The organism is Paracoccus sp. KKT209 (assembly GCF_055635455.1).
The window spans coordinates 85,814-109,723 of the sequence record NZ_JBVMWB010000002.1 but is presented as its reverse complement, the minus strand read 5'-3'; the positions used below and the strand labels follow the sequence as shown (position 1 = coordinate 109,723).

The window sequence follows — 23,910 nt, the reverse complement described above, 5'->3', positions numbered from 1 at the left end:
GGCAGGGCAGGGCCCTCGCCGCCGTTTTTGTTGGCCCTAGCCCAGCAGGTTGGCCGCCGGATTGTCCGCCAGTTCGACATCCGCATAATAGCGCTGCGCCTGCGCTGCACTGCGATGGAGCGAGAGCCGCATGGCCGCCTGGAGAGGTGCGCCGTCCAGTGCGGCCTGCGTCAGGAAACCGGCTCGGAGGCCATGTGCGCTTGCGAAGCCCGGCGGATAGCCTGCCATGTGAAGCCGGTGGCGCACGATACGCGCCAAGCCTTCTGGTGTCAGCCGGCGGTCAAGAACCCGATCCGCTTGGCTGATCGGGCGGAATACCGGTCCCTCTTCGAGATGCGCGGTCGACAGCCAGTCGAGCACCGCCCGTGCCGCGCGACCCTTCAAGGGGAGACGCGGCGCGGCGTCCGCCCCGGTCGTTTTGGTGGTCAGCAAACGTATCCGGATCAGTCCTTTGGCAGCCCATTCGCGCAGGTCCAGGTCGTCGTGGTTGAGGGCCACGATCTCGGACCGGCGCCGTCCGCCTGACGCCCATCCCAGCATCAACGCCGCGCGGTCACGACGGCCGCGGCGGCTTTCGTCGCAGCTGCCCAGCATGTCCTCCAGCACCGGGCGCGTGATCGGATGGTCCGACTTGGGGGCAGGGGGCCGGGCGGCAGCGCGCCTGGCGCGGCTGCGCGCCTGTGCGACCAGCGGTGCGTCAAAGGGCGAGGCCAGGTTCTTCATCCGGTGAAACGCCCTCCAGCTGGCCACGCGGCGATCGAGGGTTGCGGGTGCCGGACATGACAGCGAACGACGCAGGCCTTGGGCGACCAAGGCCGCGGCCGCGTCCCGCGCAGGCGAGGGCGTCTCCGTCAGATCGTCAGCATGATCGAGGATGAAGCGCAGTGCCACACCTTCATCCTCGGGCCAAGACAGTGGCTGACCGAACGCCGCGAGCTTCCATGCGGTGATGTAGGCCAGGTCGCGCTCCCATGCCCTCGCCGTATTGCCGGGCGTGCCGCGCCGGAAGAGGTCGGCCAAGGCCTCTTGGTCAGCCAAGGGTAGGTGGGGCAGGGTGAGGGACGATATCATGGGAGGATAATGAGCCCTTGGAAGGAGGACGGCAAGAGGTTCGATAACATGTAGTTATCGAGGCTTTTTGACCTAGCTAAAGCCTTTAGATGTAATAATCAGCAAACGTTATTATGGATGTTATGGGAAGCTTAAGGCAGGCTGTGCTGATAAATTATTCCACCCGAAGTGACCTGCAGACAGGGTCGCACGCAAATTGTCGTTGGAAATTGTCCAGAAATAAACCGGAAGCCAGCAACGACTTCGGCTCCAAATTACTAATTTGCAGAACTGCTAAATCGGATGAAGCTCAAACCTGAACGGGCCGCCGCGGATGGTTTTCACCAGTGGGAGGCCGACCATCGCGAATCGGCGGACGTGAAGCTCTTCAGGCCCCATCTGAAATTCACCCGCAGTCCAATGAAGCGGGAGTGCTGTCCTGTCGGATCGCTGAATTGCTGGTATGCATCAGCTTGATCGGATTGACACCGTCGGTGCAGTTCAACATCGGGTGACGTCCGCAATGCGTCCGCGTCGGCTACATTGTTGATGATGGCACCAGTCTGCCCATTCACTTTCGTTGTGCGGGCAGAAACCTTGTGCCGGCCGGCTTGTTCCGGCGCCTTGACTGCGGACGTTCGGCATGTTTCTAGGCCTGCGCAAGCCGCGGTTCATATATGCCGGCTGTCCCTGACCTTGATGTAAGTCTTGTCCAAGCGCCGAGTCTCTGTGAATTGGTTGCAGCGGCGTGCATCTTTCGCGGCCTGACAGAAGCAGCGCTTTTTTCGCTAGCTAATCGCCTCAGGGTCGGCCCGGAAGCTCAGCTCCGCCGGACTTTTCGGAGATCACGGTAGAACACGCCGTACTGCAGGTCGAGGGATACCCGGTGCCAAATGATGGCGGAGGGAGAGAAGGTACGCTTGAGCGAGATCGTCATTGAGCGGCCCCCAAACGCCCGTTGGTGCGCCAATTCCACCCGCCGAATGGTGACCCGGAAGGTTGCGGCGCGACCAGGCTGTGTCGAAATTCTCGGGCGATCGGCACCAAATGGGCAGGACAGCACGTTGGCAGAATGCCACGCCGCATGGTCCGAGTTGGCGCCTCTGTCTCAAAGGATATTTCATGACACCACTTCAGATCGCTTCGGTTGTTCTTGTCCTGTCTGCGGCCTCCGGCACCTTCAACTATTTCTTCCTGAGGCTTCCGGCGTCTATCGGGATCATGATCACGGCATTGCTCGGATCTGTCGTCGTCCTTGCAGTGGATCACCTCCACCCCGGCCTGCATCTTGCCGTCCAGGTGCGGGAATGGGTCGCGGCCCTGGAATTCTCGGGCTCTCTGCTTGATGGCATGTTAGGACTTCTGTTGTTCGCCGGGGCGCTGCACGTGTCGCTGAAAGATCTGAGACGCGAAGCACTGCCTGTGCTGCTCCTGGCGACGCTCGGAGTCGCGATCTCGACCGCCATCGTCGCCGTAGGGTTTTCATGGGTCAGCGGGATGCCGCTTCTGATTGCTCTGGTCGTTGGCGCGTTGATTTCGCCGACCGATCCGGTGGCGGTCCTGGGCATCCTGCGGGACGCGAACATCCGCAAAAGCCTGGAAACGAAGATCGCAGGCGAGTCCCTTTTCAATGACGGCGTGGGCTATGTGGTCTTTCTGCTGCTTGTGGGCTTGGCCTTCCCGTCGCCGGGAGCGCATGGAGGCTCACCCCTCGATCTTGGCGCCGTGGTGCTCCTCTTTATCCGGGAGGCAGTGGGCGGAGCGGCCTTGGGGGCCGCTTTGGGCTGGGGGGTCTTTCAGCTGATGCGGCGGATAAACGATTATCCGCTGGAGGTCATGCTGACCTTGGCTTTGGCCTTCGGCGGTTACGAGCTTGCGCTGGCACTGGAGGTTTCGGCGCCGATCATGGCCGTCGTGGCGGGGCTGATGATTGGCAATGTCGGCCGTCGCGACGCCATGTCCGAGGAAACACGCACCTATGTCGACGGCTTCTGGCGGCTGATCGACGAGATCCTGAATGCCGCCCTGTTCCTGATGATCGGAATGGAGATCTTTCAGCTGAGCTTCACGTCGGACATGGCGGTCGCTCTGCCTGCAGCCGTCGGGCTCGCGCTGCTGGCCCGTCTGCTTTCGGTGGCGCTGCCGATCCTGCTGCTGCGTCCCATTCGCCGTGAAGGGCGGGACGTCGTGCCGCTGATGACATGGGGCGGCCTGAAGGGGGGCATCTTGGTTGCGCTGGCGCTGTCCTTGCCCGAAAGCGAGTGGAAGGCCCTGATCCTTGCCGCGACCTATGCCGTCGTGGTCTTCTCAATCCTCGTGCAGGGTCTGACCCTGGGCCGTTTCGCCCGCTGGCTGAACCAGAAAGAGAAGCCGCGCCTGAAGGTGAGCAGCATGGTCTGATGCTTGTCGGCTGTCACAGCTCCCGGCTTCCAAGACTGGGGTGTGCAGGCAAAGTCGCAGCTGGCGACGCGTATCATTTTCAATGAGGGTGAACGGGCGGCCCCGCGATATGGTGATGAGCAAGTTCGGCTTGAGAAGCTCTACGTCATCGGCTCTTACCATCGCAGGCGTCGAGCCGGTGACCTTGATCCGCAAAAGCCAGTTCCTTCCTGAGTTCTGCTCCAGTCTGCGATTATGTCAGCGCCCCATCTGTAGAGAAAGGCGAGCGCAGGCAGTATTCCTTCCAGCAGTTTGCGGCCGCATCGCCCCCACGTGCGGGTTCTCGCCGCCTCCGGTTCTGGACATTATCCCCTAACTGCCGAAAATGCAGGAATGAGCAGAATATGCGATCAAGGCGCGAGTCAAACTGTCGCAGTGCGATGTGAGGAGAGGGGGGCACATGAGCAAATCGGACGATATCCTGGCCGCCGAGGCGGGCCTGGCGATGTTGAAGAGCAACACGCGCCAGACCGGCTGGCGCAGGGCCAACCCGCTCAAGTACCGGGCCCATCTCCTCGTGCACAAGGCGTTGGCGGCCGGGCAGCTTCAGAAGCAGCCCTGCGAGGTTTGCGGTGCAAAAGTGGTCGACGCCCATCACGATCGGTATGATGAGCCCCTCAAGGTCAGGTGGCTCTGCCGCAGCCACCACACCCAGTTGCACTACTATGGCGAGGACATGTTCCCGATCGGGAAGTGATCGAAACGCAATGAGGTTTGGGAGGGCGTCGCCTCTGACGCCGCCGGCTGCCCCAGCCCTGCCAAGAGATGCAGAGGATCTGCTCCCCCGGTTGAAGCTGTTCGCTTCGTCGCCCCGCTTTCTAGGGCGGACTCTGGTCGCAACTGAGGCGCCGGGACGGTTACTCTTGAACTGAATTGGAACAATCCCCTTCCGTCGCCGGTTGCGCGTCCTCACCAACTGCGAGGAGGAAGACCATGCATGTTCGAGAGATGATCAGCACGCACCCCGACGTTCAGGGAAACGTGGCGGAGAACCTTCTGAAATGCATCGAGGAGTGCTACAGCTGCGCCCAGACCTGCACTGCCTGCGCCGATGCCTGTCTGGCCGAGCCGATGGTCGATCAACTGCGGCAGTGCATCCGGTTGAACCTCGATTGCGCTGACATCTGCGCGGCCACGGGGGCGATGGCCTCGCGTCGCACAGGTTCGAACGAGGAGGTTCTCAGGGCCATCATCCAGGCTTGTGCGGTGGCATGTCAGCGATGCGCGCAGGAATGCGGACAGCACGCCGAGATGCACGAACATTGCCGCATCTCTTCGAAATCCTGCACTCGCTGTGCCGAGGCCTGTCAGGCGGCGCTGAACGACGTCCAGTAAAGACTGACGCTTGATCGTAGCATGAGTCGCGAGGGCGGCAGCTTCTCCGGCGAGGAAGGTTTTGGTTTCGAAGGCAAGACCGGCAGCAGCAGAGGAGCAGCAGCAAAAGAAAGGATAAACTCAAGCCGATGGATGCAGCACCGTCGGCCTAGTTCTGGCTCAGAACTTCGCTCGCAACCTGGCCCATGAAGGCGGCCTTCAAACCTGAAAGCCGCATGCTGACCATGCCATCGAGGCCAAACGTGGCACTTCGCGATCCGTGTGATACAATTGGTCCCATGCGGTGCCGTTCTGAGGCTGCCGCCCTCCCACTTTCGGAACATTCGCGGGCCCTTCGGGTTGGCTAAGACTTGCAGATTTACTCGCGTCATTGCAGGAGGTCGAGCTTGGCCCAAGAAAATTCCCCCCACAATTCTCTTCAAGGCCAGCGAGAGGCCCGGTATCGTTGGATCGGCGCCAGTGTCGCCGGCGTCGCGTTGCTTGGCTGGTTGCTCGCGCTCTATTTCTGGTCGGTATCGGCCGAGACGCAGGACGAGCTTGACCGACAGGTCGCACTGGCCGGAACGGCCACAAACCTGCAGACGCGCATCGCGACGATGAACGGCGAGGCTGCCCAGGCCGAGGCCACCCGTGGTCAGATCATGAGCGATCTGGAACGCCTGCAGCAGCAACTGCAATCCGCACAGGCAGCCGCCGCGGCCTTGGACGTCCGGACGCAGGCGCTGCGCGAGGAGCGCGAGGCCCTGCTGCAGGAGATCGCCCGTGACCAGGACGCGCTGGCCGGCCTGCAGCAGGAGATCGCGCAGGCCCAACAGCAGATCACGCAGACCTCTCAGGATTTTGCCGATGTCGGTGGGAGACTGGAAGAGGCGCGGCGCCAAGAGGCCGATCTGCAGTCCCGTGTTTCGGACCTGACGGCCACGGTCGCGCAGCTGACCGAAGAAGCGGCGGGCGTGGAAGAGCGTGTTCAGAACGTCCGCGAGGCCGAGGCGCAGCTTCAGCTTCAGGTCGCCGCCGCCCGTGAAGACCTAAGCAGCATTGAGAACACCCGGAGTACCGTGTCCCAGTCCGTGGATGCGCTGGTTCAGCGTCGAGAGGAACTGGCCGCGGACTCCGCCACCGCCGAGGAGCGGATGAGAACAATGCAGGAGATGATGGCCACCCTGTCGCGCACGGTGGCCGAACGCAGCGAGCGTCTGGCAGAGCTGCAATCCCATCTCGGGAAGCTTCAGCAAGAGGCAGGCCGCCCGGCCCGCGCCGCGACCGCTGGCCTCGTTCTGGATGAAATCTACCGGCACAAATCCGTCACGGCCATGTTCGACCGGGAGGGCCGGTTCCAGATGACAAATGCCGACACGCAGAGGTCAGCTACTGGCGAATACACCCTGTCCGAGGGCGTCCTGACCCTCAGCAGTGTAGATGGCGATCTGGAAGACGCCCGGTTTCCCATGCGCTGCCGCATCACCGCTGATGGAGCCGGCTTCACGCTAAATGACGAAGATGGTTCCTGCTCGCGTCTTTCGGGTGTTTCGTTTGAACGTGTCGGGCCGTGAGGCGCGGCGCAGGGGGGAGGCTTCCGCAGCAACGGACCAATGATCATATCGGTACTTGCTAATTGATCTAGCCGATCAGAACCTGCACCTGCACGAACGTCCGCCTCGAATGATGTCTACTGTGACCACGACACGCCGCTGATGTACGGTTTCCAAAGCTATGTCTCCTTTCCCATCCATCTTCCGGATGGCGCGTTCTTCGGCACCCTCTGCGCCATCGATCCCGCCCCCCGGAAGCTCAAGTCTTCGCAGACGATCGCGACCTTCGAGCTTTTCGCCGAGCTGATCGGCCAGCACCTTGAGGGCGAGCGCAAGCTCGCCCGGACCGAACGCCTGCTGGAGGAGCGGCGGGACTGGGAACGTCAGCAGCGGGTCATCCAGCGGGAAATGATCCACCGCATGAAGAACACCCTGAGCATGATCCAGGCGGTGGTGACCCAGAGCCTGCGGGCTGCCGCCACGCTGGAGGAGGCCGCGGGCGCGGTGGCCGACCGGATCGGGGCGATGGCGCGCGCTCAGGATTTCCTGACGGAGCAAAGGTGGGAAACGGCCGACATCCACGAGATCGTCCAGGGCGCTCTGGCACCTCACAACGACGGCGGGCACCGCTTCATCATCGACGGGGACAGCGTCGAGGTGAACGCGCAGCAGATCATGGGGCTGGCGCTGGCACTTCATGAGCTGTCGACCAATGCGGCAAAATATGGCGCGTTGTCTATTCACTCGCCGAGGCTCGCGTGGTGATCGAGACGTGACGCGTCCACTACAACACAGTGCGGCCACACTCGTCCCTTGGCTACAGACCACCCGCGCCCGAGGCCATTCATTGGCTATCAAAGCGAGACGTGCCCTCTCCCCGTCGGCGCCTGCCTTGGCACAAAGACCCATGATGCCCTAAGACTTAAATCGGACCATTCGATATGGGCAGGCCAGCGAGGAGATCCATGATGGAGGTTACCGTAATAAGCTTGGACCTCCGCCAATGCAGCGGCGGCTTTGAATTTGCCTCGGTGGTGACGGCGATACTGTCAGCAGGAACCAGACGCTGTTGCCTGTGGCCCAACAGTCCATCCAAAAAAGGCACTGCCGAGTGCGTGTCACAATTCTGCTGAACTTCTTGCCTAAAGACTAGGCTCCAGACCCATTGATTTTACGCCCTTTGCGTGATTCAGGCCGCCGCAAGGAGACCTGATCGATGAGCAACCTGTTCTGGCTGACCGAGGCGCAGATGGCGCGCCTTCGCCCCTACTTCCCCAAGAGCCATGGCCGTCCCCGAGTTGACGATCTGCGGGTGCTGAGCGGCATTATCTTCATCAATCGCAATGGTTTGAGATGGTGCGATGCGCCGAGTGAATATGGACCTGCCAAGACGCTTTATAATCGCTGGAAGCGCTGGAGTGACAACGGGGTCTTCGCCCGGATCATGGTCGGCCTGGCCGCCGAGAGCACCGATCCGAAGACAATCATGATCGATGCAACCTATCTGAAGGCGCATCGCACGGCTTGCAGCCTGCGGGCCAAAAAGGGGGGCGCAGTCGCCAGATTGGTCGAACGAAAGGCGGCATGAACACCAAGCTGCACGCCGTCACCGATGCGAAAGGCAGACCTATCCGGTTCTTCATGTCGGCAGGACAGGTCAGCGACTACACCGGCGCAGCGGCGCTTCTGGACGGCCTGCCGCAGGCTGATTGGTTCTTGGCGGACCGAGGCTATGATGCTGACTGGCTGCGAAAAGCGTTGCAGGACAGAGGGATAAAAGCTTGTATCCCTAGCCGGAAGTTGCGCAAGAAAACCGTGAAATACGACAAGCGCCGCTACAGAAGGCGCAATCGCATCGAGATCATGTTCGGGCGGCTGAAAGACTGGAGACGTGTCGCCACGCGTTACGACAGGTGCCCGGAGACATACCTCTCCGCAATAGCATTGGCCGCAACCGTCCTATTTTGGCTGTGATCAAGAACGAGTCCTGAGCCTAGTTCTGTCAGCCCCAGACAAACAAGATGCAGTAAAGTGCGATAGCGGTATTGAAGCTGGCCTGCAGCCAAACATTGGCTGGCAGATTGTTCTTAGCTCTGACGGAGAGAGTGTCCGGCCTTCTGTGTATTCGTGATCTGGTCCATGCTTCCTGAGAGGAGCAAGGACGATGACGATTTCGAACGAGTTGCTGGACGAGCTGCTGAAGGGCTGCAAGCGGCCTGACGATCTGCTTGGCGAGGCTGGGCTGATGAAGGAACTGAAGATCCGGCTGATGGAACGGATGCTCGGGGCCGAACTGACCGCGCATCTGGGCTATGAGGCCGGTGCCGAGGCACCGCAGGAACATTTCAACCGCCGCAACGGGATTTCAACCAAGCGCGTGAAGGGCTCGGATGGCGAGGTGCCGCTATCCGTTCCGCGCGACCGGGACGGCAGTTTCAAGCCGGAGCTGGTGAAGAAGGGCCAGACCCGGATCGATGGGGTGGATGACAAGATCATCGGTCTCTATGCCGCCGGTCTGTCAGTGCGCGACATCCAGGCCCATCTTGAGGATCTCTATGGCCTGCGGGTTTCGCCTGACCTGATCAGCCGCGTCACAGATGCCGTTCTGGACGAGGTGCGCGAGTGGCAGCACCGGGCGCTGGACCGGATGTATCCGATCGTCATTTTTGACGCGCTAAGGGTGAAGATCCGCGATGCCGACAGCCGGATGGTCAAGAACAAGGCCGTTTACATCGCCTTGGGCGTCACCCGGGACGGGGATCGCGAGGTCCTCGGGCTCTGGATCGCCGACAATGAAGGCGCCAAGTTCTGGCTGTCAGTGATGAACGAACTGCGCAATCGGGGCGTCCAGGACATCCTGATTGCGGTCGTGGACGGCCTGAAGGGCTTCCCAGAGGCCATCACCGCGGCCTTCCCTGACACCACAGTTCAGACCTGCATCGTTCACCTGATCAGACATTCCATGAACTTCTGCAGCTGGAAGGACCGCAAGACCGTGGCCGCCGATCTGCGCCCGATCTACCAGGCCCCAACGGCCGAGGAGGCCGCCCGACAGCTCGATGGGTTCGAGGAGAAATGGGCCGGGAAATACCCTTCCATCGCCCCAGCCTGGCGCCGGGCCTGGGCGGAGGTGATCCCGTTCTTTGCCTTCAGTGCCGCGATCCGGAAGATCATCTACACCACAAACGCCGTGGAATCGTTGAACCGGGTGTTACGGAAGACGCTGAAAACCAAGGGCTCATTCCCGACCGAGGAGGCCGCGATCAAGCTGATCTTCCTGGCGATCCGCAACTTCGAAAAGGGTGGCCGCGCGGTGCGCGAATGGGTTGCGGCCCGTAATCAGCTGGCCATAATGTTCGCCGGGCGTTTCGACGCCTGACCGTATCTGAAAACCGCATGGGCCCGGTCAGATACACAGAGTTTCAGACACTCCCCTGACGGAGGCAGCGGGCAGTCTCATTGAGATTGCCCGCCCTTCAATTGTTCTAAAGGATGTCAGGTCCGGTCCCTGTCGATCTCCACTTCGGTCTTGCGCAGAGTGTCGCGCACGACCTCGTCATGCTCGGTGACCTCCTTGCCAACGACCACTTCCTCGGTGACCACGGCTTCCTTGCTGACCACGGCCTCCTCAGACTGCGTCGAGATGTCGATGTCGCGCTCTTGGAACAAAGCTTCGGCGTCAGCGCCCGTCAGAGTTTGATCCAGCGGCCGGCGCTCGATCGAAAGCCGTTCTTCGCGAAGGCGCACCCGTTCTTCGACCGGGATCTCCTGGACATAGGTGCGGACATGCGCCGAGCCCCGCTCGTGGATACGCTTGCCAATGTTCAGCCGCTCTTCGGCCAGCGGGATCGACTGTTCGCCGCGGACATCACCAGCGGCGATGCCGGTGGTTGCAGCATAGTCCGGGCTGGCGCGGTAGTCGGCCTCATAGGCGTCGATATCGACGCTCTCCTCGGGGTGGCGCATGATCTCCGCAGCGGCATCCACCTGCGCGTCCTCGACCTCGGCGGAGACCACATAATTGCCCTCACGCACGGCCTGCTTGTAGGAAACAGTATCCTCATCCGGCAAATGAAGCGTGTCGACCTCGTCATGACGATCGGTGCCACCGGCGACATGGATGTGCCGCTCCGGAACCCCGACCTCGGCAAGCTTGCGCCGAACGAGATCGGCGACGTCGGCGGTCCGGAAAATGGCGGTAACTGTATGGGACATGATTATCCTGCTTTCTGCTCTGTGTTTGATTGATGATGATCTTGGCCCTCAGAGGTCAGCGTGACCGATCCTCTGCCGGGTGATCGTGGAGAAGATCATCGCTGTCAGGATTGTCGATGAAGGCTTCCTGCCTGCGAAGCGTGACCGTCTCGGCATGCTCCACAGACTCGACGTGGCGAATGATCTGCACCTCTTCGACGATGCGATACTGGAGAACCAGCACCTCTTCGACGACAGGGACGATCGTCATATCGCCCTCGACGCGGGTTTCGGGGGCCGTAGCGACAAGACGATCGACCGGAACGCGTTTGATTTCGACACGCTCCGTCCGAAGCGGTTCGGTCACCGTCACATCCTCGCTGCGCGTGCGCAGAGAAATATGGGCGGCCAGTTTCTCGACCTCGCGCTTGTCGATGACGACACGTTCCTCGGCAAGAGGAAGCCGGAGTTCCACATTCGGTCCGCTATTATTGCTATCTGCGTCGGGCCGACCAGGCGTCTCGCTCTCGATGTTCTTGTCGCGCACAGTAACTCTCTCTCTTGCGTCGGGCCCCAAATCGACGGCCGCTGAAATCTCGCCGCATCTGACAGTGACGCACGGCGGCCCTTGGTTCGCTCTGACGTGGTCCTCAAGCATTTGGGGCCAATTTTGTTCCAAGGTTGCCGGTCCCCAAGCTCTGGAACCTGAAGAGCGTGCAAGCCCCGCCCGCGCGATCCTCGCGGCGGCTCTTGTAGCCTCGGTCAACCTGAGTGCGATGGCAGGTATCACCGTAAGAACAAGACTGGCGACGGCCCAAGCTCAAGGAGCGCCGCGATGAGGTCGGAAGGAATAGCAGGGTGAAAACCCAGCAACGTGAGGCCTTGAGGCAGTTAACTTCCCCAACAGCACCGTTGTAATCAGATTGCCCCATAACCAAAACTTGGGGGCCCATTCCGCGACCGTAGATCGGCAGATCATCAAAGGGTATCGGGAGCCCCCAAGACCCGGTCGCAACCATGATCATCTCATCTGACCGTGATGAAAATGAGGGCTGGCTTAAGCGTAGAGAACCCGCAGACCAACCTGGCCTGCGGGCGTGCTGTTCGCCGTTTGGCGGTTATTCCACTGCGGCGGGCGCTTCGGTGCCGACGGTGTCAGCAGGCTCGATGGTCACCGGTTCCGTCGTCACGGTATCGGTGGCGACCGGATCTGTCGTAACGGGCTCTTCGATCACCACTGGATCAGCCACTTCTGTTTCCTCGACATCATCGGCGAACCAACCGAGAAGCCAGCCGAGCAGGAGAAGGGCCACCAGAACGGCCACGGCGATGCCGATCCATTTGCCGATGCTGCTGCCGCCTTCCGTCTTGGTGACTTTCGGATCGCGATAGTCTGCCATGTTATTTCCTTTCAGGTTGAGAGAAGAATGGCAGTCCGGACAGGCGATGCCATTCGTCGGGCAGGCCGAAGGAACAGCAGGATCGTGCCGACATTTGCGTGCATCTTGCTCTCTCCCGATCTGCTTTCGTGCTGGTTCAATGAGCCATCGCGCCTGCGGTTCCATCCGAAGAAGCCTCAGTGACCGCAATGGCGGGCTCTTGCCTGCTAAGATGCTAGGGTCGTTGCGCTTTAGGACAAGACCAGCAGGCTGAAGAAGATGGCCGCTCGCTTGATTCACGCCCGCGAGATGCTGCGAGGCCCCTCATCCGCCGAAACCTTGGCAGCCGGCTTAAGCCTGTGTTATGCTGGCGCACCTTGCCCGGTATGGAAACTGCCGGCGGGGCGCTGGTACCAGCAAGTGATCGCCTGCATGTGTGTCCAAGGCGACGCAGGTCTTCCGGCCTCCGTTGATCTCGAGCGCCCCCGGCCATGACGTCATCTCGCCCGCGCCGAACGAAGTCCACCACCGAAATGGCCTGAACCCCGGTCACCTCGGCCCTGTCATGCCGGCCCGGCTCATGACAACTTACGGCCGCAGGTTCCTGCGTGCCCAGATCAATAACTAGGACCACTAGTTGCGCCAAGGAAGGCTTGGGGGAAACGGAAGGGGCGTCGTCTATGCGGTATTCGGGGAACAGAGCTACGTCAGCAGACGCACGGCTGTGTGGACAAGCCCATCCGATGCACAGGGCCTTGAAAGGCGCACTGGCCTTTGGACCACCTCAATAGGTCAATACGACGTTGACCGTGTCGGCATAGACTCCCGGGGCGGGCGTGTCCTGTGCCGGAACCCGGCCATAGACAAAGGTGCCTTGGCTCGACCCCGATCCTGACGAAAGGGCAGCAAGCCCTTCTGAAGCGAGACCCCATGTCTGCGATCGGGCTGCGTCCCTGAAGAGGTTGTAGCCGATCCTGCCTCCTCCAAGGTTGCGCATGGCCCGCGTGCCTGCACTCGTGCCGGACAAGCCATAGCCGATCCCGATGCTGTAAGGCGTTCCCTGAGTGCAAGTCGCCCTGATCTGGCTGGTCGCATCGACAGGCCCGTTCAGCATCCCATGGGTCCCGAAATCCAGTGTATCGGCTTGCACCCTGCAGTCGGGCTGGACCTGAGCGCGAACGGCAAAGCTGAAGGTGGCAGTCCTGTTGGCACACAAGAGCAGGGCCTGGCAGGTCCGATAATCGACGCGGACATCGATGGGATCCCGGGTGAAGGCGGACTGGTAGGATCCGGGAAGCACGCTGGCCTGGCCGGCGGGAACCCTTGCGTAGACAGGGACACTGGCGCGCTGACTGGTCGCCAGTGACAGGAAGCTTCCTCCGCTCAGCACCAAGGGATCGCCGCCGAAGGTTCCATAATCGCCCCCGAACACCGAGGTTCCACCTGCGTCCTTGAAAAGGTTGTACGAGAGGCCGGTCGCGGTTGTGGCGCTGGTCATTCGTCGGAGCGATCCGCTCCGTCCGCCCAGGCCTTCCCCCAGATGGATCCGGACTTCGATCGAGCTCAGAAGATTGAGAAACGACGTGCAGTCGACCGAAATAGTGCCCGTAGCAGTGGTTGGAGAGGTTCCCAGAACGTCCACGGAGCCGAGGACGATGTCGGTCGCGCTGAAACTGCAGGTTTGAGCCTGTGCAGTCTGTGCCGCAGCAAGCAACAGCACCAGGACAAGGCGCAGGCGGGTCAGGAACATGGCACCTCACGAAGTTCGGTGATCGAGTTGACGTTGGCATCATGGCTGATCTCGGCACGGCACCGCCTGCCGTCGGGATAGGTCACTTCCAGCGTGTTGACCGCGGCCAGCCGCGTCAGGAAGATTTCGCCGTCGAAACCTATCAAGAACTCGTCGTTCCGACCGAGAAGGACAGCGCGACCCCCGACCTCCAGCGGAGTGCCACCCTGATCGACCAGTTTAACGAGAGCGTTTTGCGCACCGGTCTCGACACCGAAATCGACCACTGCTCCCGATCGGTAAGCGGGGCGCACCGTTTTTTCCGTTGCGGTCACGATCTCATCTGCAGGCAGGCCAAGCGGGTCGAGGGATATCTTGTTGTCTTCCCAGGCCTTCAGATCGGGGACGAGGATCTTGCCGGATCGGCCGGTTCTGCCGACAGGCCGGTTCTCGGCGCTGACCTCGATGTCCGGAGCCCCTGCATCGACCACGACGAAGGCATCATCGATGCGGCGCGACATGAAGACGCCCCCGCCCGCCGCGACCACGGCGCCCTCGATCCGCAGGCCCAACGAGGTGCCATCTGCATGGAGGCGCCCTGCAATCTCTGCCTCGGCAAGGTTGCCGCCGTACATCGCACTGCCGCGGATGGACGGGCTGTCGGTCCGCTCGGCCTGAAGGCGCCAGTTCCAGCCAGGCGACCTGCCCTCGCTGCGCCCTTCGGCATGAACATAGTGCCGCCAGCCGCCTCTGCTGCCCTCGCTGGACAGTCCGGTGCTTTGCCGCGGGCCCAGGGGAACATGCAGGCTCAGGCCGATCACGGAATCCTGCCGCGTCCCACGCACGGCAGCCGCGCTCACGGTCAAGCTGCTCTGCCGGCCGATCGCCTGGCTGTACGACGCCCCGAAATTGCGATCCACGATGCCGTCAGTCCGCTCGATGCTGGACAAGAACAGGTTCGCACCGGCATCCTTCTGCAACGGCAGTGACAGGCTGACCTGTCCGATCTGTCGCGGAAAGTCGCTGCCACCGATCCCGGCAGTCAAAGGATCCGCAGTCTGCGCCGCGATGTCTCGGAACGTGCCTTGCGTCCGCATCACGCGGCCAGAGACGCGCACCTTGCCGACACTCAGGCTGGATGCGACATCAACAAGGCTGCCGCTCTCTTCGCTTGTCCGGCTATGGGCTATGCTGACATGGGCGGTGCCGATCTGGCCGATCCGCAACGACGCTCCGAGGCCGCCCATGGCAAGGTCCGGCCCGCCTTCAGCATGAGCCGAAAATGTCACGCCGTCGGAAAACCCGTAGCGCAGCGTCGCCGTGGCAAAGATGCCGCTGACATAGCTGTCGCTTTCCGTTCCCGCGCCAAGGCGAGGGCGGCCCGCCGCAAGGGCGAAATCCGCCATCCCGGGCCGCAACAAATCGTCCGTCACCAGGAAAGGCAGGTCAGCCTGGGTCTCTTTGCCGGTGACATCGCGCAGCACGACCCGCGCCACGCCCGAGCCGGAGGCCAAGGGAAGGTCGCGAATGCTGAAGGGCCCGGCCGGCACCTCAGCCGAGTAAGCAAGAAGCGATCCGGAATAGACCTCGACCGTCGAGGGCAGGTCGGCACGCCCTTCGAATCCCGCCAAGGGCATCGTGACGATATCGGCGCGCAGACCGAAGTTCCGCTCGATCATGAGGCCGCCAAGGCGGACGGGGCGCGCCCAACCGGGACCGCGGGTGGCAATATCCCCAAGCTGAACCTGCAATGCGCGGGAGGGGAACGAACTGCGCCAATAGGTGTCGAGACGCAGCAGACCGTGGCCCCCGACCTGCTGCGGCGCGGCGGCAAAGCCATGAGACAGAGCGCCCACCGGGGTAAAGAAGCGCAGATCGAATTGGCCGGAAAGATCGCGTCCGGTTGCGCCTCCAGTGTCCGACCAGTGGCTCACGCTGAGGCCATAGTTCAGGACGACCCCCAGCCCCTGGTCGATGCCAGGCGCCTCCGTGCCGCCGTCAGGCTGGAGTTCATCACCGGCGCCCGGCTCTTGCCTTGCGTCAACCTCATGCGGCGCCAGTCCCGTTTCCGGAACGATGAGACGGATCGTCTGCTCGGCCGTGATCAGACGCCAGCCCAGCCCCGGGATCTGGTCCAGGCGCACTTCTCCGGACAGGTCTTCGCCGGGTAAGACGCCGCTTTTGCGCAGGTCTTGGGCGTCGGCTGTCAGGACGCCGTCGCCCAGATCCGTGAAGCGCGAAATGATGTTGCGCGGCTCACCGTTCACGAACACCTCCAGATAAAGGTCCTCGCCTCGGCCATAGCTTGGCATCAGCAGCAACGCCAGGATCAGAGCGCGTAACGCCGCGCTATTGCGATGCCACGCCGGTATCAAGGGGGCCAACATTGGTGATCGCCCTCAACCGGGCCGTGCCGCCGAGGCGGCCGGCCGACGCGATCGGCCATTGCATGCTTGCGCCCCCAAGGACATAGCCGAGCAGTCCCTGATGCGAGACCTTTGCGCCGCTGGCACCCTGCAGCTGCAGGTCGGCCAGCCGCAATCTGCTGTCGCCTCGATTCATGGCGACAAGCCAGGTGGCCTTGTTCGACTGGCGCAAGGTCCAAGAGACATCGGGCACGCGGACGTCGGCGGCAGCAAAGAACACCGGGATGCGCAGTTCGGTGACAAAGGCGACCGCACCGGCGCTGCGACGGGACTGGTCCGGAATCTCGTTGATGACGACCCGATAGGCTTCCTCTCCGCGTACGGGGGCACCGGCGGTTCGGATCACCCGAACCGTCTGCGTGGCGCCCGGCGGCAGCTGCACGGCCGGGGGACTGACCACCACGTCGGATGTCCGCTCAAGCCTCTCTGCACTGTCCTGCTGCGTCCACCGGAAGACGCGCGCCTGTACCGTCAGCGGAGCCTTGCTCTCGTTCTTGAGCGTCAGGGTGGTGGCGGATCCCGGAGATGGCACCTCCAGCACGACCGGCGTGACGCGCAATCCTTCCGCAGCCACAAGGGTCGGAAGGGTCAGTGCGATCAGGATCGCAAGAAGGCGGTCGCGAAAAGCTCGAACCATGATGATGGACAATCTGCTCAATAGGTAATGGTGACGGTGATGGTGTCGGTATAGGTCGCGGACCTCGGGGTGGTCTGCGCTGGCACCTGACCGTAGACCGTGAAAGACTGAGCCGCGCCCGTAGCGGTTGCCGCTACGGTGTCTACGCCGATCGTGTTGCCCCAGTTGGCTGTCCGGGCGCTGTCCCGGAACAAGCGGTAGTCGATGGTGTCGCTGCCGGAGGTCATCTTGCGGACGGTGGTCGTGGCTCCGGCGCCCAGGCCGCTGCCGAGACCGATCGAGTAGGGGGTCGTGTTGGTGCAGGCGACCTGCAAGGTGCCGGTGGTGTTCGTGGCGCTTGTCAAGACACCTGTCATGCCAAAATCAAGCGTCTCGGTCGAAGTGATCTGACATTCTGCCGATATGGTGATGCGCACATCGAAGCTGCCTGTTCGGACTGTCTGCGCCTGCAGAGACAGGGGCAGCAAACAGGCAACTGCGGCTATAAAGTATTGGCGACGACGCATTGATCTACCTTGATCAGCTATTTCTCGCGGTGCAGCTGTGTGAACTCACTCGACAATCTGCCTGAAGATCATAAGCTGCGTACAATTGAGCCTTTTGCTGGCTAATATAATTTTGGATATTACCGACAGACGACTGCCCGTGGTTCCGTAACGTCACCTTCGCAATAAAAAGGTAAGCCCTGCATTATCTCTTCAGTATAGGGGGCAGGTAAATGTGTATATCCAAAGGTCATGTCGCTATCCGTACAGTTTAGGCTCAGGACTCGTTCTTGATCACAGCCAAAATAGGACGGTTGCGGCCAATGCTATTGCGGAGAGGTATGTCTCCGGGCACCTGTCGTAACGCGTGGCGACACGTCTCCAGTCTTTCAGCCGCCCGAACATGATCTCGATGCGATTGCGCCTTCTGTAGCGGCGCTTGTCGTATTTCACGGTTTTCTTGCGCAACTTCCGGCTAGGGATACAGGCTTTTATCCCTCTGTCCTGCAACGCTTTTCGCAGCCAGTCAGCATCATAGCCTCGGTCCGCCAAGAACCAATCAGCCTGCGGCAGGCCGTCCAGAAGCGCCGCTGCGCCGGTGTAGTCGCTGACCTGTCCTGCCGACATGAAGAACCGGATAGGTCTGCCTTTCGCATCGGTGACGGCGTGCAGCTTGGTGTTCATGCCGCCTTTCGTTCGACCAATCTGGCGACTGCGCCCCCCTTTTTGGCCCGCAGGCTGCAAGCCGTGCGATGCGCCTTCAGATAGGTTGCATCGATCATGATTGTCTTCGGATCGGTGCTCTCGGCGGCCAGGCCGACCATGATCCGGGCGAAGACCCCGTTGTCACTCCAGCGCTTCCAGCGATTATAAAGCGTCTTGGCAGGTCCATATTCACTCGGCGCATCGCACCATCTCAAACCATTGCGATTGATGAAGATAATGCCGCTCAGCACCCGCAGATCGTCAACTCGGGGACGGCCATGGCTCTTGGGGAAGTAGGGGCGAAGGCGCGCCATCTGCGCCTCGGTCAGCCAGAACAGGTTGCTCATCGATCAGGTCTCCTTGCGGCGGCCTGAATCACGCAAAGGGCGTAAAATCAATGGGTCTGGAGCCTAGACAAATGACGCCAGTTGCCTCCAGTCGCTATTTGGAAGCACATTTGAATCGCGGGGCCCTGGCCTGAGCTTCGCGTCTTTCCGCCGGTTCCGCCGGCTCCCTTGCCTAAGGGCAAGACGTCACTGCCCGCTGCGATGAGCCCTGCGATGTGCGGCACAGCCTGCGGCGCTTCTGAAGGGGTGTCTGCTGCGGCTTGCTGAGAGCTTAGTTGATGTTCCGGGCTGACCCAAACTCGGTTGGATTGAGTTCAGTGAATGAACCGCTCCGGGTTTGCCGGAGGCTCCAACTCCTGAGTAGGATGGAGCATCATGAGCAAGACGACGAACAAGTTTTCCCCCGAAGTGCGCGAGCGTGCAGTGCGCCTGGTTCTCGACAATGAGGGTCAGCATGGATCGCGCTGGCAGGCAGTCACGTCGATTTCCGCGAAGATCGGCTGTGCGCCGCAGACCCTGAACGAGTGGGTCAAGAAGGCCGAGGTCGACAGCGGCAAGCGCTCTGGCATCCCGACCGACATGGCAGAGAAGATGAAGGCGCTGGAGCGGGAGAACCGGGAACTGCGCCAGGCCAACGAGATCCTGCGCAAGGCGAGCGCATATTTTGCGATGGCGGAGCTCGACCGCCGGTCGAAGTGATGGTCGGGTTCATCGACGATCAGCGAGGGAAGCACGGGGGTCGAGCCGATCTGCAGGGTTCTGCCGATCGCCCCGTCCACCTACTATGATCACCTGGCGAAGCGGGCCGATCCGGCCCGATTGTCGGATCGCACCCGGCGCGACGCAGCGCTGCGGCCCGAGATCGAGCGTGTCTTCGAAGAGAACTGGCGCGTCTACGGCGTGCGCAAGGTCTGGCGTCAGCTGGATCGGGAAGGCTTCGATGTCGCCCGTTGCACAGTCGCCAGACTGATGAAGGACATGGGTATTCGAGGCATCATCCGGGGCAAGCCGCACAAGACTACGATCCCCGACAAGAAGGCCTCGTGCCCGCTGGACAAGGTGAACCGGCAGTTCCGCGTGCCTGCGCCGAACATGCTCTGGGTCAGCGATTTCACTTACGTCGCCACCTGGAAGGGGCTTGTGTATGTCGCCTTCGTCATCGATGCCTATGCCCGCAAGATCGTCGGCTGGCGGGCGAGCCAAACAGCCCACGCAGGCTTCGTTCTCGATGCCCTCGAACAGGCTGTCCACGATCGCCGCCCAGCCAAGGGCGCGGGGCTCGTCCACCATTCCGACCGCGGGTCGCAATACCTGTCGATCAAATACACCGAGAGGCTGGGCGAGGCCGGCATCGAACCTTCCGTCGGCAGTGTCGGCGATAGCTACGACAATGCCTTGGCGGAGACGATCAATGGCCTGTTCAAGGCCGAGGTCATCCACCGTCGTGGGCCGTGGCGCAACTTCGAGGCTGTCGAATATGCCACCCTCGAATGGGTAGACTGGTTCAACAACCGCCGCCTGCTCGAGCTGATCGGGAACATCCCGCCGGCCGAAGCGGAGGCAAACTTCTACGCCGCTCTGGAAGCTGAAGACATGGCCGCGTAACTAATCCCAATCAGCCTCCGGAAAACCGGGCGCGGTTCAGTAGGCAGGGCGGTTCCTGAAGGCTCCCGAGGTTGTCGACGATGGCTCTGTTTGATGCCAGCAGCGACGCCTCGCGGTTCTGATGCCCGGCCTGGAAACAGCAGTACCTGAAGGTGGACCGGTTATGGATGAAGACGTCGATGTGAGTGCGGACGTGGGGGTGATCATCGAGAAGGTGGAGGGTTGGATCAACGGCTTCATCGGTCTCATGCCAAACCTGGTCGCTGCCGCACTTCTGCTTCTGCTCTTCTACGTCCTGGCGCGCCTGGCGGGATATACCGTGACCCGCACGCTGATCTACCGTGGAAGGCCGGCCCTGGCGAATGTCGGTGCCGCGCTGCTGCGCTGGTCGATCATGATCCTGGCGTTTCTTCTGGCTGCCACCATCGTTCTGCCATCGCTGCGTCCCGGCGACCTGTTGTCCGGCCTGGGGATCGGCTCTGTCGCGATCGGATTTGCGTTCAAGGACATCCTTCAGAACCTGCTGTCCGGGGTGCTGATCCTTCTGCGGCAGCCCTTCCGCGTGGGGGATCAAATCGTCGCCAACGGGTTCGAGGGCACCGTCGAGGACATCGAAACCCGCGCAACCTACATCAAGACCTATGACGGCCGGCGGGTGGTCATCCCCAACTCCCAGATCTACACCGGGACCTTCACCGTCAACACGGCTTTCGACAGGCGCCGATCGCAGTATGACATCGGCATCGGCTGCAGCGACGATTGGGAACAGGCGATGCAGGTCATGATCGACTCCGCGAGGAATTGCGAGGGGGTTCTTGCCGATCCCGCACCGGAAGCCATTCCCGTCGGCATCGACGCCTATCAGAACACCATCCGGCTGCGCTGGTGGACAAGGCCCGACCGGGTGAGCGTCATCCACACCCAGGGGCGCGTCATTATCGCCGCCAGCAAGGCCCTGACCGCTGCAGGCATCGACATGCCCTACCCGACGGAGGTGCATCTGTGGCACGACCAGACCGAGCATACTGACGGCCATCGCGGCAGGCAGCGCGAGGGCTGGCCTGCGGGACCCGGCGAGGGCCCTGGTCCGCGTTGGCAGCCGGGGGCAGGATCGCGTGATTGACGGCGCCAGCCGAGATGTCCGCCTTGTCCTCCTCGGTGCCATGTCGGCAGGCGGTTTGCTGCACCTGCTGAAATGGCGGTCAAGGCTCCGCGCCGGATGCCCGGCGGGAGCAATGCAATAAGCTCCAGCACCAAGTCTACAGCAAGCCGCGCTTCAGCCGGTCTGGGTGAGGTCTGAGTCCTCTGAGATGATAGAGCGGCGCCTCGCCAGTCGTGACGACCGGTCTCGAAAAACGGGCGTCCCATGGCATCATCGGGCGGGTGCGTGCGTGCATGGCGTTTCTGCCATTTCGTCCACGCTTCCGTGACCCAGCTGAACCTCGATGCAGGCTTGCAGTCGTCTCGCGCTTGAGGACAGCCGGCTCTTGATTTCCGTTGAACTGAAACCCGCCTCCCGCCATGTTCGGGCGCGACCGGAGGAGTAATGGGATGCGTGTCCTGTTGATCGAGGACGAAGCCGATATCGCCGATGCGCTGGCGCTGTTCCTGCGCGCGCAGGGCCATGCCGTGGATCGCGCACCCGATCTGGAGACGGCGCGAGCGGCGCTGGATGTTGCGGCCTTCGATGCGATCCTGCTGGATCTGGCGCTGCCCGATCGATTGGGGCTGACGCTGCTTGGCGAAGAGCGGCGGCGGGGCAACCGGGCGCCGGTGATAATCGCGACGGCGCGGGACCAGATCACGGAACGGATCGCCGGGCTGGATGCAGGGGCCGACGACTACGTCGTGAAGCCCTACGATCTGGCTGAAATCGAGGCCCGGCTGCGCGCCCATGGCCGCCGCGCCACCGGCAATCCGGCAACCGAAAGCCATGTGGGGACGCTGCGGGTGGACCGGGCAGGGGCCCGGTTGTTTCGGGACAATGCCGAAATTCGCCTGACGTCGCGTGAATGGGCGCTGCTGGATGCGCTGCTGTCGGCGCGGGGCCGCGTCCTGTCCAAGCAGGTGCTGGAGGATCGCCTTTATGCCTTTGATGATGCGATCGAGGGCAACGCGGTTGAAGTCTATGTCTCTCGCTTGCGGGGCAAGCTGGGTGCGGATGCGATCCAGACCCGGCGGGGTCTGGGATATCTGATCCCGTGACACGTCCCTGGTCCCTGCGCGGGCGGCTGGTGCGGCGGGTGGTGGTGGGGGCAAGCCTTGCCTGGCTGGCGGGTGTCGGGCTGGCCGCCCTGGTCATTGCGCATGAGATGTCCGAACTGATGGATGCCAGCCTGCGAGGTTCGGCCCGGCTGTCACTGGCCTTGTATCAAAGTGCAGGTGAGGTAGGCCAGGTTCGCGCCGGGAATGACGTGGCCATCCGCATACTGGAAGCAGGGCAGGTAGTGGCAGAGGCCCCATGGCCGCCATTGACGCAGAATGGCGGTCAGGATGTGGACGGGTGGCGGGTGTTCCGCTTGTCGAACGGTCCGGTCGCGGTCGAGGTCGGCCAAAGCGACGAATGGCGACGCGACGAGCTGATCGAAAGTCTGGCCTGGCTGGTGGCGCTGATGCTGCCTGTCCTGCTGACGGCCCTGATCGCGGTCCGGGGCACGGTCGCAACCGTCTTGCGTCCGGTGACAGGCCTTGCGGCGGCGCTGCGCGGCCGTGATGCACGCGATCTGTCGCCGGTCGCGGCGGACGATCTGCCGGACGAACTGGCCCCGATCCCGCAGGCGCTGAACTTCTATCTGGCCAGCATCCGCACCCATGTCGACGCCGAGCGCCAATTTGTCACCAACGCCGCGCATGAATTGCGCACGCCCATCGCCGCCGCCTCGGCACAGGCGCACCTGATGGCGGCGGGATTGGCGGACCCGGACGCGCCCGCGCGCATGGCCGGGGCGCTGACCCGCTTGAGCCGGCTGGTCGAGCGTCTTTTGCAGATGTCGCGGGCCGAGGCCGGGATGATCGGGACGGGCCCCTGTGACCTGGTGCAGATCGCCCGGATGGTCATCGCGGAACACGGGTCCGAGGCTGTGTTCGACGATGGTGAAAAGGCGCGGCTGCCGGTGGCGGTCGATCCCGATGCGTTGGCGATGATCCTGCGCAATCTTCTGCGCAATGCCTGCGATCACGGCACCGGCGATGTCCGGGTCACCTTGGCGGCAGGGCCTGTCCTGCGGGTCTCGAACGCGGTTGGGCCAGACGCAGTATTTCGGCATGCAATGTTCGACAAGTCCGCTTCGTCACAAGGGGCGGGGCTGGGGCTGGCCATTGTTGCGCAACTGGCCGCCGCCCAGGGCATCACGGTCAATCATGCCATCGCCGCAGGCCGCGCCACCGTGACGATGCATTTCTGAGCCTGCCTACCACAGGGCCAGCATGTGCAGATGTCCGCTGCGATGAGCCAGATCGATGGCCTCGGCCAGCGGCAGGGCCGACAGAAACACCAGTGCATCCCGCCCATTGCGCCACAGCAGGCGAGGCTGGATTGTCACATGCTCTGCCGTGCGAAAGCCTGACAGGTCCGGGCGGATCATCGGCACGGTGGCGCGATAGGCGTCATGTGACGCACCGAAACGGGCACGCAGGAACTGTTCCTCGTGCCGCGCGATGGTGGCCAGAACCAACCACCCCGCGACCCCGAACAGCGCGGCCAGCTCCAGGCTTTCCAAAGCCAGCCCGAACCCCACGATGCCAATGATCGAGAACAAGTACAGCGGATGGCGGCAGACGGAATAGGGTCCGTCCCGCATCAGCTGCCCGTTCTTGTGGCCGCCGATATACAGGGTCGCCCAGAACCGCCCCAGGATCGCGACAAAAATCAGCATCGTGCCCGTCACATGCAGAGCCGCCGCGGGCACGGCAGACCAGAGCGGATCGCCCAGCAAGACCAGGGGCAGTCCCGTCAGGAACAACCCGCGAAGAACGTTTATGCGCCGACGCTGGTTGGCGGGACGGACGGCTCGGGTCGGAAAACAGGTGGCGGTCATTGCATTGTCC

At 62.3% G+C, this 23,910-nt stretch carries 20 protein-coding genes, 2 pseudogenes and 1 other annotated feature; of the genes and pseudogenes, 12 read left to right on the top strand and 10 right to left on the bottom strand.

Translation table 11 applies throughout. From position 1 onward, the window contains the following. Nucleotides 1-36 precede the first annotated feature (36 nt). Nucleotides 37-1,038: a tyrosine-type recombinase/integrase gene (locus tag ACZ2G3_RS16635; protein WP_470399578.1), complete on the bottom strand. Its 1,002-nt coding sequence runs from the start codon at nucleotides 1,036-1,038 to the stop codon at nucleotides 37-39. A 1,134-nt stretch (nucleotides 1,039-2,172) separates the two neighbouring features. On the opposite strand from ACZ2G3_RS16635, the gene ACZ2G3_RS16630 reads away from it, so the two are divergent. From ACZ2G3_RS16630 to ACZ2G3_RS16595, 8 genes and pseudogenes are all read left to right on the top strand, one after another. Further along, nucleotides 2,173-3,450 (top strand): cation:proton antiporter, encoded by a 1,278-nt coding sequence (locus tag ACZ2G3_RS16630; protein ID WP_470399722.1) that lies wholly within the window; start codon nucleotides 2,173-2,175, stop codon nucleotides 3,448-3,450. A gap of 484 nt (nucleotides 3,451-3,934) precedes the next feature. Next, nucleotides 3,935-4,186, top strand: a complete 252-nt coding sequence (locus tag ACZ2G3_RS16625) for a hypothetical protein (protein ID WP_458478828.1) — start codon at nucleotides 3,935-3,937, stop codon at nucleotides 4,184-4,186. Between the two features lie 236 nt (nucleotides 4,187-4,422). Further along, entirely contained in the window at nucleotides 4,423-4,824 is a 402-nt protein-coding gene (locus ACZ2G3_RS16620) for a four-helix bundle copper-binding protein (RefSeq protein WP_470399576.1), read from the top strand. A 350-nt stretch (nucleotides 4,825-5,174) separates the two neighbouring features. Continuing rightward, nucleotides 5,175-6,377 carry a hypothetical protein gene (locus ACZ2G3_RS16615; RefSeq protein ID WP_470399575.1) on the top strand — a complete coding sequence of 401 codons (1,203 nt, stop codon included), beginning with the start codon at nucleotides 5,175-5,177 and terminating at the stop codon, nucleotides 6,375-6,377. Nucleotides 6,378-6,518: 141 nt separating this feature from the next. Continuing rightward, nucleotides 6,519-7,121: a sensor histidine kinase gene (locus ACZ2G3_RS16610; RefSeq protein ID WP_470399574.1), complete on the top strand. Its 603-nt coding sequence runs from the start codon at nucleotides 6,519-6,521 to the stop codon at nucleotides 7,119-7,121. Continuing rightward, a pseudogene (locus ACZ2G3_RS16605) lies at nucleotides 7,088-7,275 on the top strand (integrase core domain-containing protein); the annotation flags it as partial. The gene ACZ2G3_RS16610 and the pseudogene ACZ2G3_RS16605, both read left to right, overlap by 34 nt. Before the next feature lie 297 nt (nucleotides 7,276-7,572). Further along, nucleotides 7,573-8,330 (top strand): IS5 family transposase gene (locus ACZ2G3_RS16600; protein WP_470395968.1). Its coding sequence is split into 2 segments (ribosomal slippage): nucleotides 7,573-7,894 and nucleotides 7,894-8,330, totalling 759 coding nucleotides; the frame shifts between segments, so codons are not numbered across the junction. Between the two features lie 190 nt (nucleotides 8,331-8,520). Beyond that, the gene (locus ACZ2G3_RS16595) at nucleotides 8,521-9,735 is read left to right on the top strand and encodes an IS256 family transposase (RefSeq protein ID WP_470399573.1); all 1,215 of its coding nucleotides are present in this window, start codon (nucleotides 8,521-8,523) and stop codon (nucleotides 9,733-9,735) included. 116 nt (nucleotides 9,736-9,851) lie between these two features. On the opposite strand, the gene ACZ2G3_RS16590 is transcribed toward ACZ2G3_RS16595, so the two are convergent. The 8 genes from ACZ2G3_RS16590 to ACZ2G3_RS16555 all read right to left on the bottom strand — a co-directional run bounded on the left by ACZ2G3_RS16590 (nucleotide 9,852) and on the right by ACZ2G3_RS16555 (nucleotide 18,258). Continuing rightward, nucleotides 9,852-10,571, bottom strand: coding sequence for a YsnF/AvaK domain-containing protein (locus ACZ2G3_RS16590; RefSeq protein WP_470399571.1), 720 nt, complete (start codon nucleotides 10,569-10,571; stop codon nucleotides 9,852-9,854). A 55-nt stretch (nucleotides 10,572-10,626) separates the two neighbouring features. Then, nucleotides 10,627-11,097 carry a DUF2382 domain-containing protein gene (locus ACZ2G3_RS16585; protein WP_470399569.1) on the bottom strand — a complete coding sequence of 157 codons (471 nt, stop codon included), beginning with the start codon at nucleotides 11,095-11,097 and terminating at the stop codon, nucleotides 10,627-10,629. Nucleotides 11,098-11,668: 571 nt separating this feature from the next. Continuing rightward, entirely contained in the window at nucleotides 11,669-11,950 is a 282-nt protein-coding gene (locus ACZ2G3_RS16580) for a hypothetical protein (protein WP_419269539.1), read from the bottom strand. 763 nt (nucleotides 11,951-12,713) lie between these two features. Continuing rightward, nucleotides 12,714-13,679: a Csu type fimbrial protein gene (locus tag ACZ2G3_RS16575; RefSeq protein ID WP_470399567.1), complete on the bottom strand. Its 966-nt coding sequence runs from the start codon at nucleotides 13,677-13,679 to the stop codon at nucleotides 12,714-12,716. Beyond that, nucleotides 13,670-15,970 (bottom strand): fimbria/pilus outer membrane usher protein, encoded by a 2,301-nt coding sequence (locus ACZ2G3_RS16570; RefSeq protein ID WP_470399720.1) that lies wholly within the window; start codon nucleotides 15,968-15,970, stop codon nucleotides 13,670-13,672. Before ACZ2G3_RS16570 ends, ACZ2G3_RS16575 begins: the two co-directional genes overlap by 10 nt. 37 nt (nucleotides 15,971-16,007) lie before the next feature. Continuing rightward, nucleotides 16,008-16,733 carry a fimbrial biogenesis chaperone gene (locus ACZ2G3_RS16565; RefSeq protein ID WP_470399566.1) on the bottom strand — a complete coding sequence of 242 codons (726 nt, stop codon included), beginning with the start codon at nucleotides 16,731-16,733 and terminating at the stop codon, nucleotides 16,008-16,010. 5 nt (nucleotides 16,734-16,738) lie between these two features. Next, a complete protein-coding gene (locus ACZ2G3_RS16560) occupies nucleotides 16,739-17,227 on the bottom strand; it encodes a Csu type fimbrial protein (RefSeq protein ID WP_470399564.1) in 489 nt (162 codons plus the stop codon). A gap of 273 nt (nucleotides 17,228-17,500) precedes the next feature. Next, nucleotides 17,501-18,258 (bottom strand): IS5 family transposase gene (locus tag ACZ2G3_RS16555; protein WP_470395968.1). Its coding sequence is split into 2 segments (ribosomal slippage): nucleotides 17,501-17,937 and nucleotides 17,937-18,258, totalling 759 coding nucleotides; the frame shifts between segments, so codons are not numbered across the junction. A gap of 375 nt (nucleotides 18,259-18,633) precedes the next feature. On the opposite strand from ACZ2G3_RS16555, the pseudogene ACZ2G3_RS16550 reads away from it, so the two are divergent. The 4 genes and pseudogenes from ACZ2G3_RS16550 to ACZ2G3_RS16535 all read left to right on the top strand — a co-directional run bounded on the left by ACZ2G3_RS16550 (nucleotide 18,634) and on the right by ACZ2G3_RS16535 (nucleotide 23,267). Then, nucleotides 18,634-19,863: pseudogene (locus tag ACZ2G3_RS16550) on the top strand (IS3 family transposase). Next, nucleotides 18,915-19,032 (top strand) — a sequence feature (AL1L pseudoknot). (Overlaps the previous pseudogene by 118 nt.) 121 nt (nucleotides 19,864-19,984) lie before the next feature. Continuing rightward, on the top strand, nucleotides 19,985-20,986 hold the full coding sequence (locus ACZ2G3_RS16545; RefSeq protein ID WP_470399563.1) for a mechanosensitive ion channel family protein: 1,002 nt from the start codon (nucleotides 19,985-19,987) through the stop codon (nucleotides 20,984-20,986). Between the two features lie 428 nt (nucleotides 20,987-21,414). Further along, nucleotides 21,415-22,068 carry a response regulator transcription factor gene (locus ACZ2G3_RS16540; protein WP_470399561.1) on the top strand — a complete coding sequence of 218 codons (654 nt, stop codon included), beginning with the start codon at nucleotides 21,415-21,417 and terminating at the stop codon, nucleotides 22,066-22,068. Then, on the top strand, nucleotides 22,065-23,267 hold the full coding sequence (locus ACZ2G3_RS16535; RefSeq protein WP_470399559.1) for a histidine kinase dimerization/phospho-acceptor domain-containing protein: 1,203 nt from the start codon (nucleotides 22,065-22,067) through the stop codon (nucleotides 23,265-23,267). The genes ACZ2G3_RS16540 and ACZ2G3_RS16535 overlap by 4 nt, the downstream gene beginning before the upstream one ends. A gap of 6 nt (nucleotides 23,268-23,273) precedes the next feature. On the opposite strand, the gene ACZ2G3_RS16530 is transcribed toward ACZ2G3_RS16535, so the two are convergent. Continuing rightward, nucleotides 23,274-23,900 (bottom strand): methyltransferase family protein, encoded by a 627-nt coding sequence (locus ACZ2G3_RS16530; RefSeq protein WP_470399557.1) that lies wholly within the window; start codon nucleotides 23,898-23,900, stop codon nucleotides 23,274-23,276. Nucleotides 23,901-23,910: the final 10 nt, after the last annotated feature.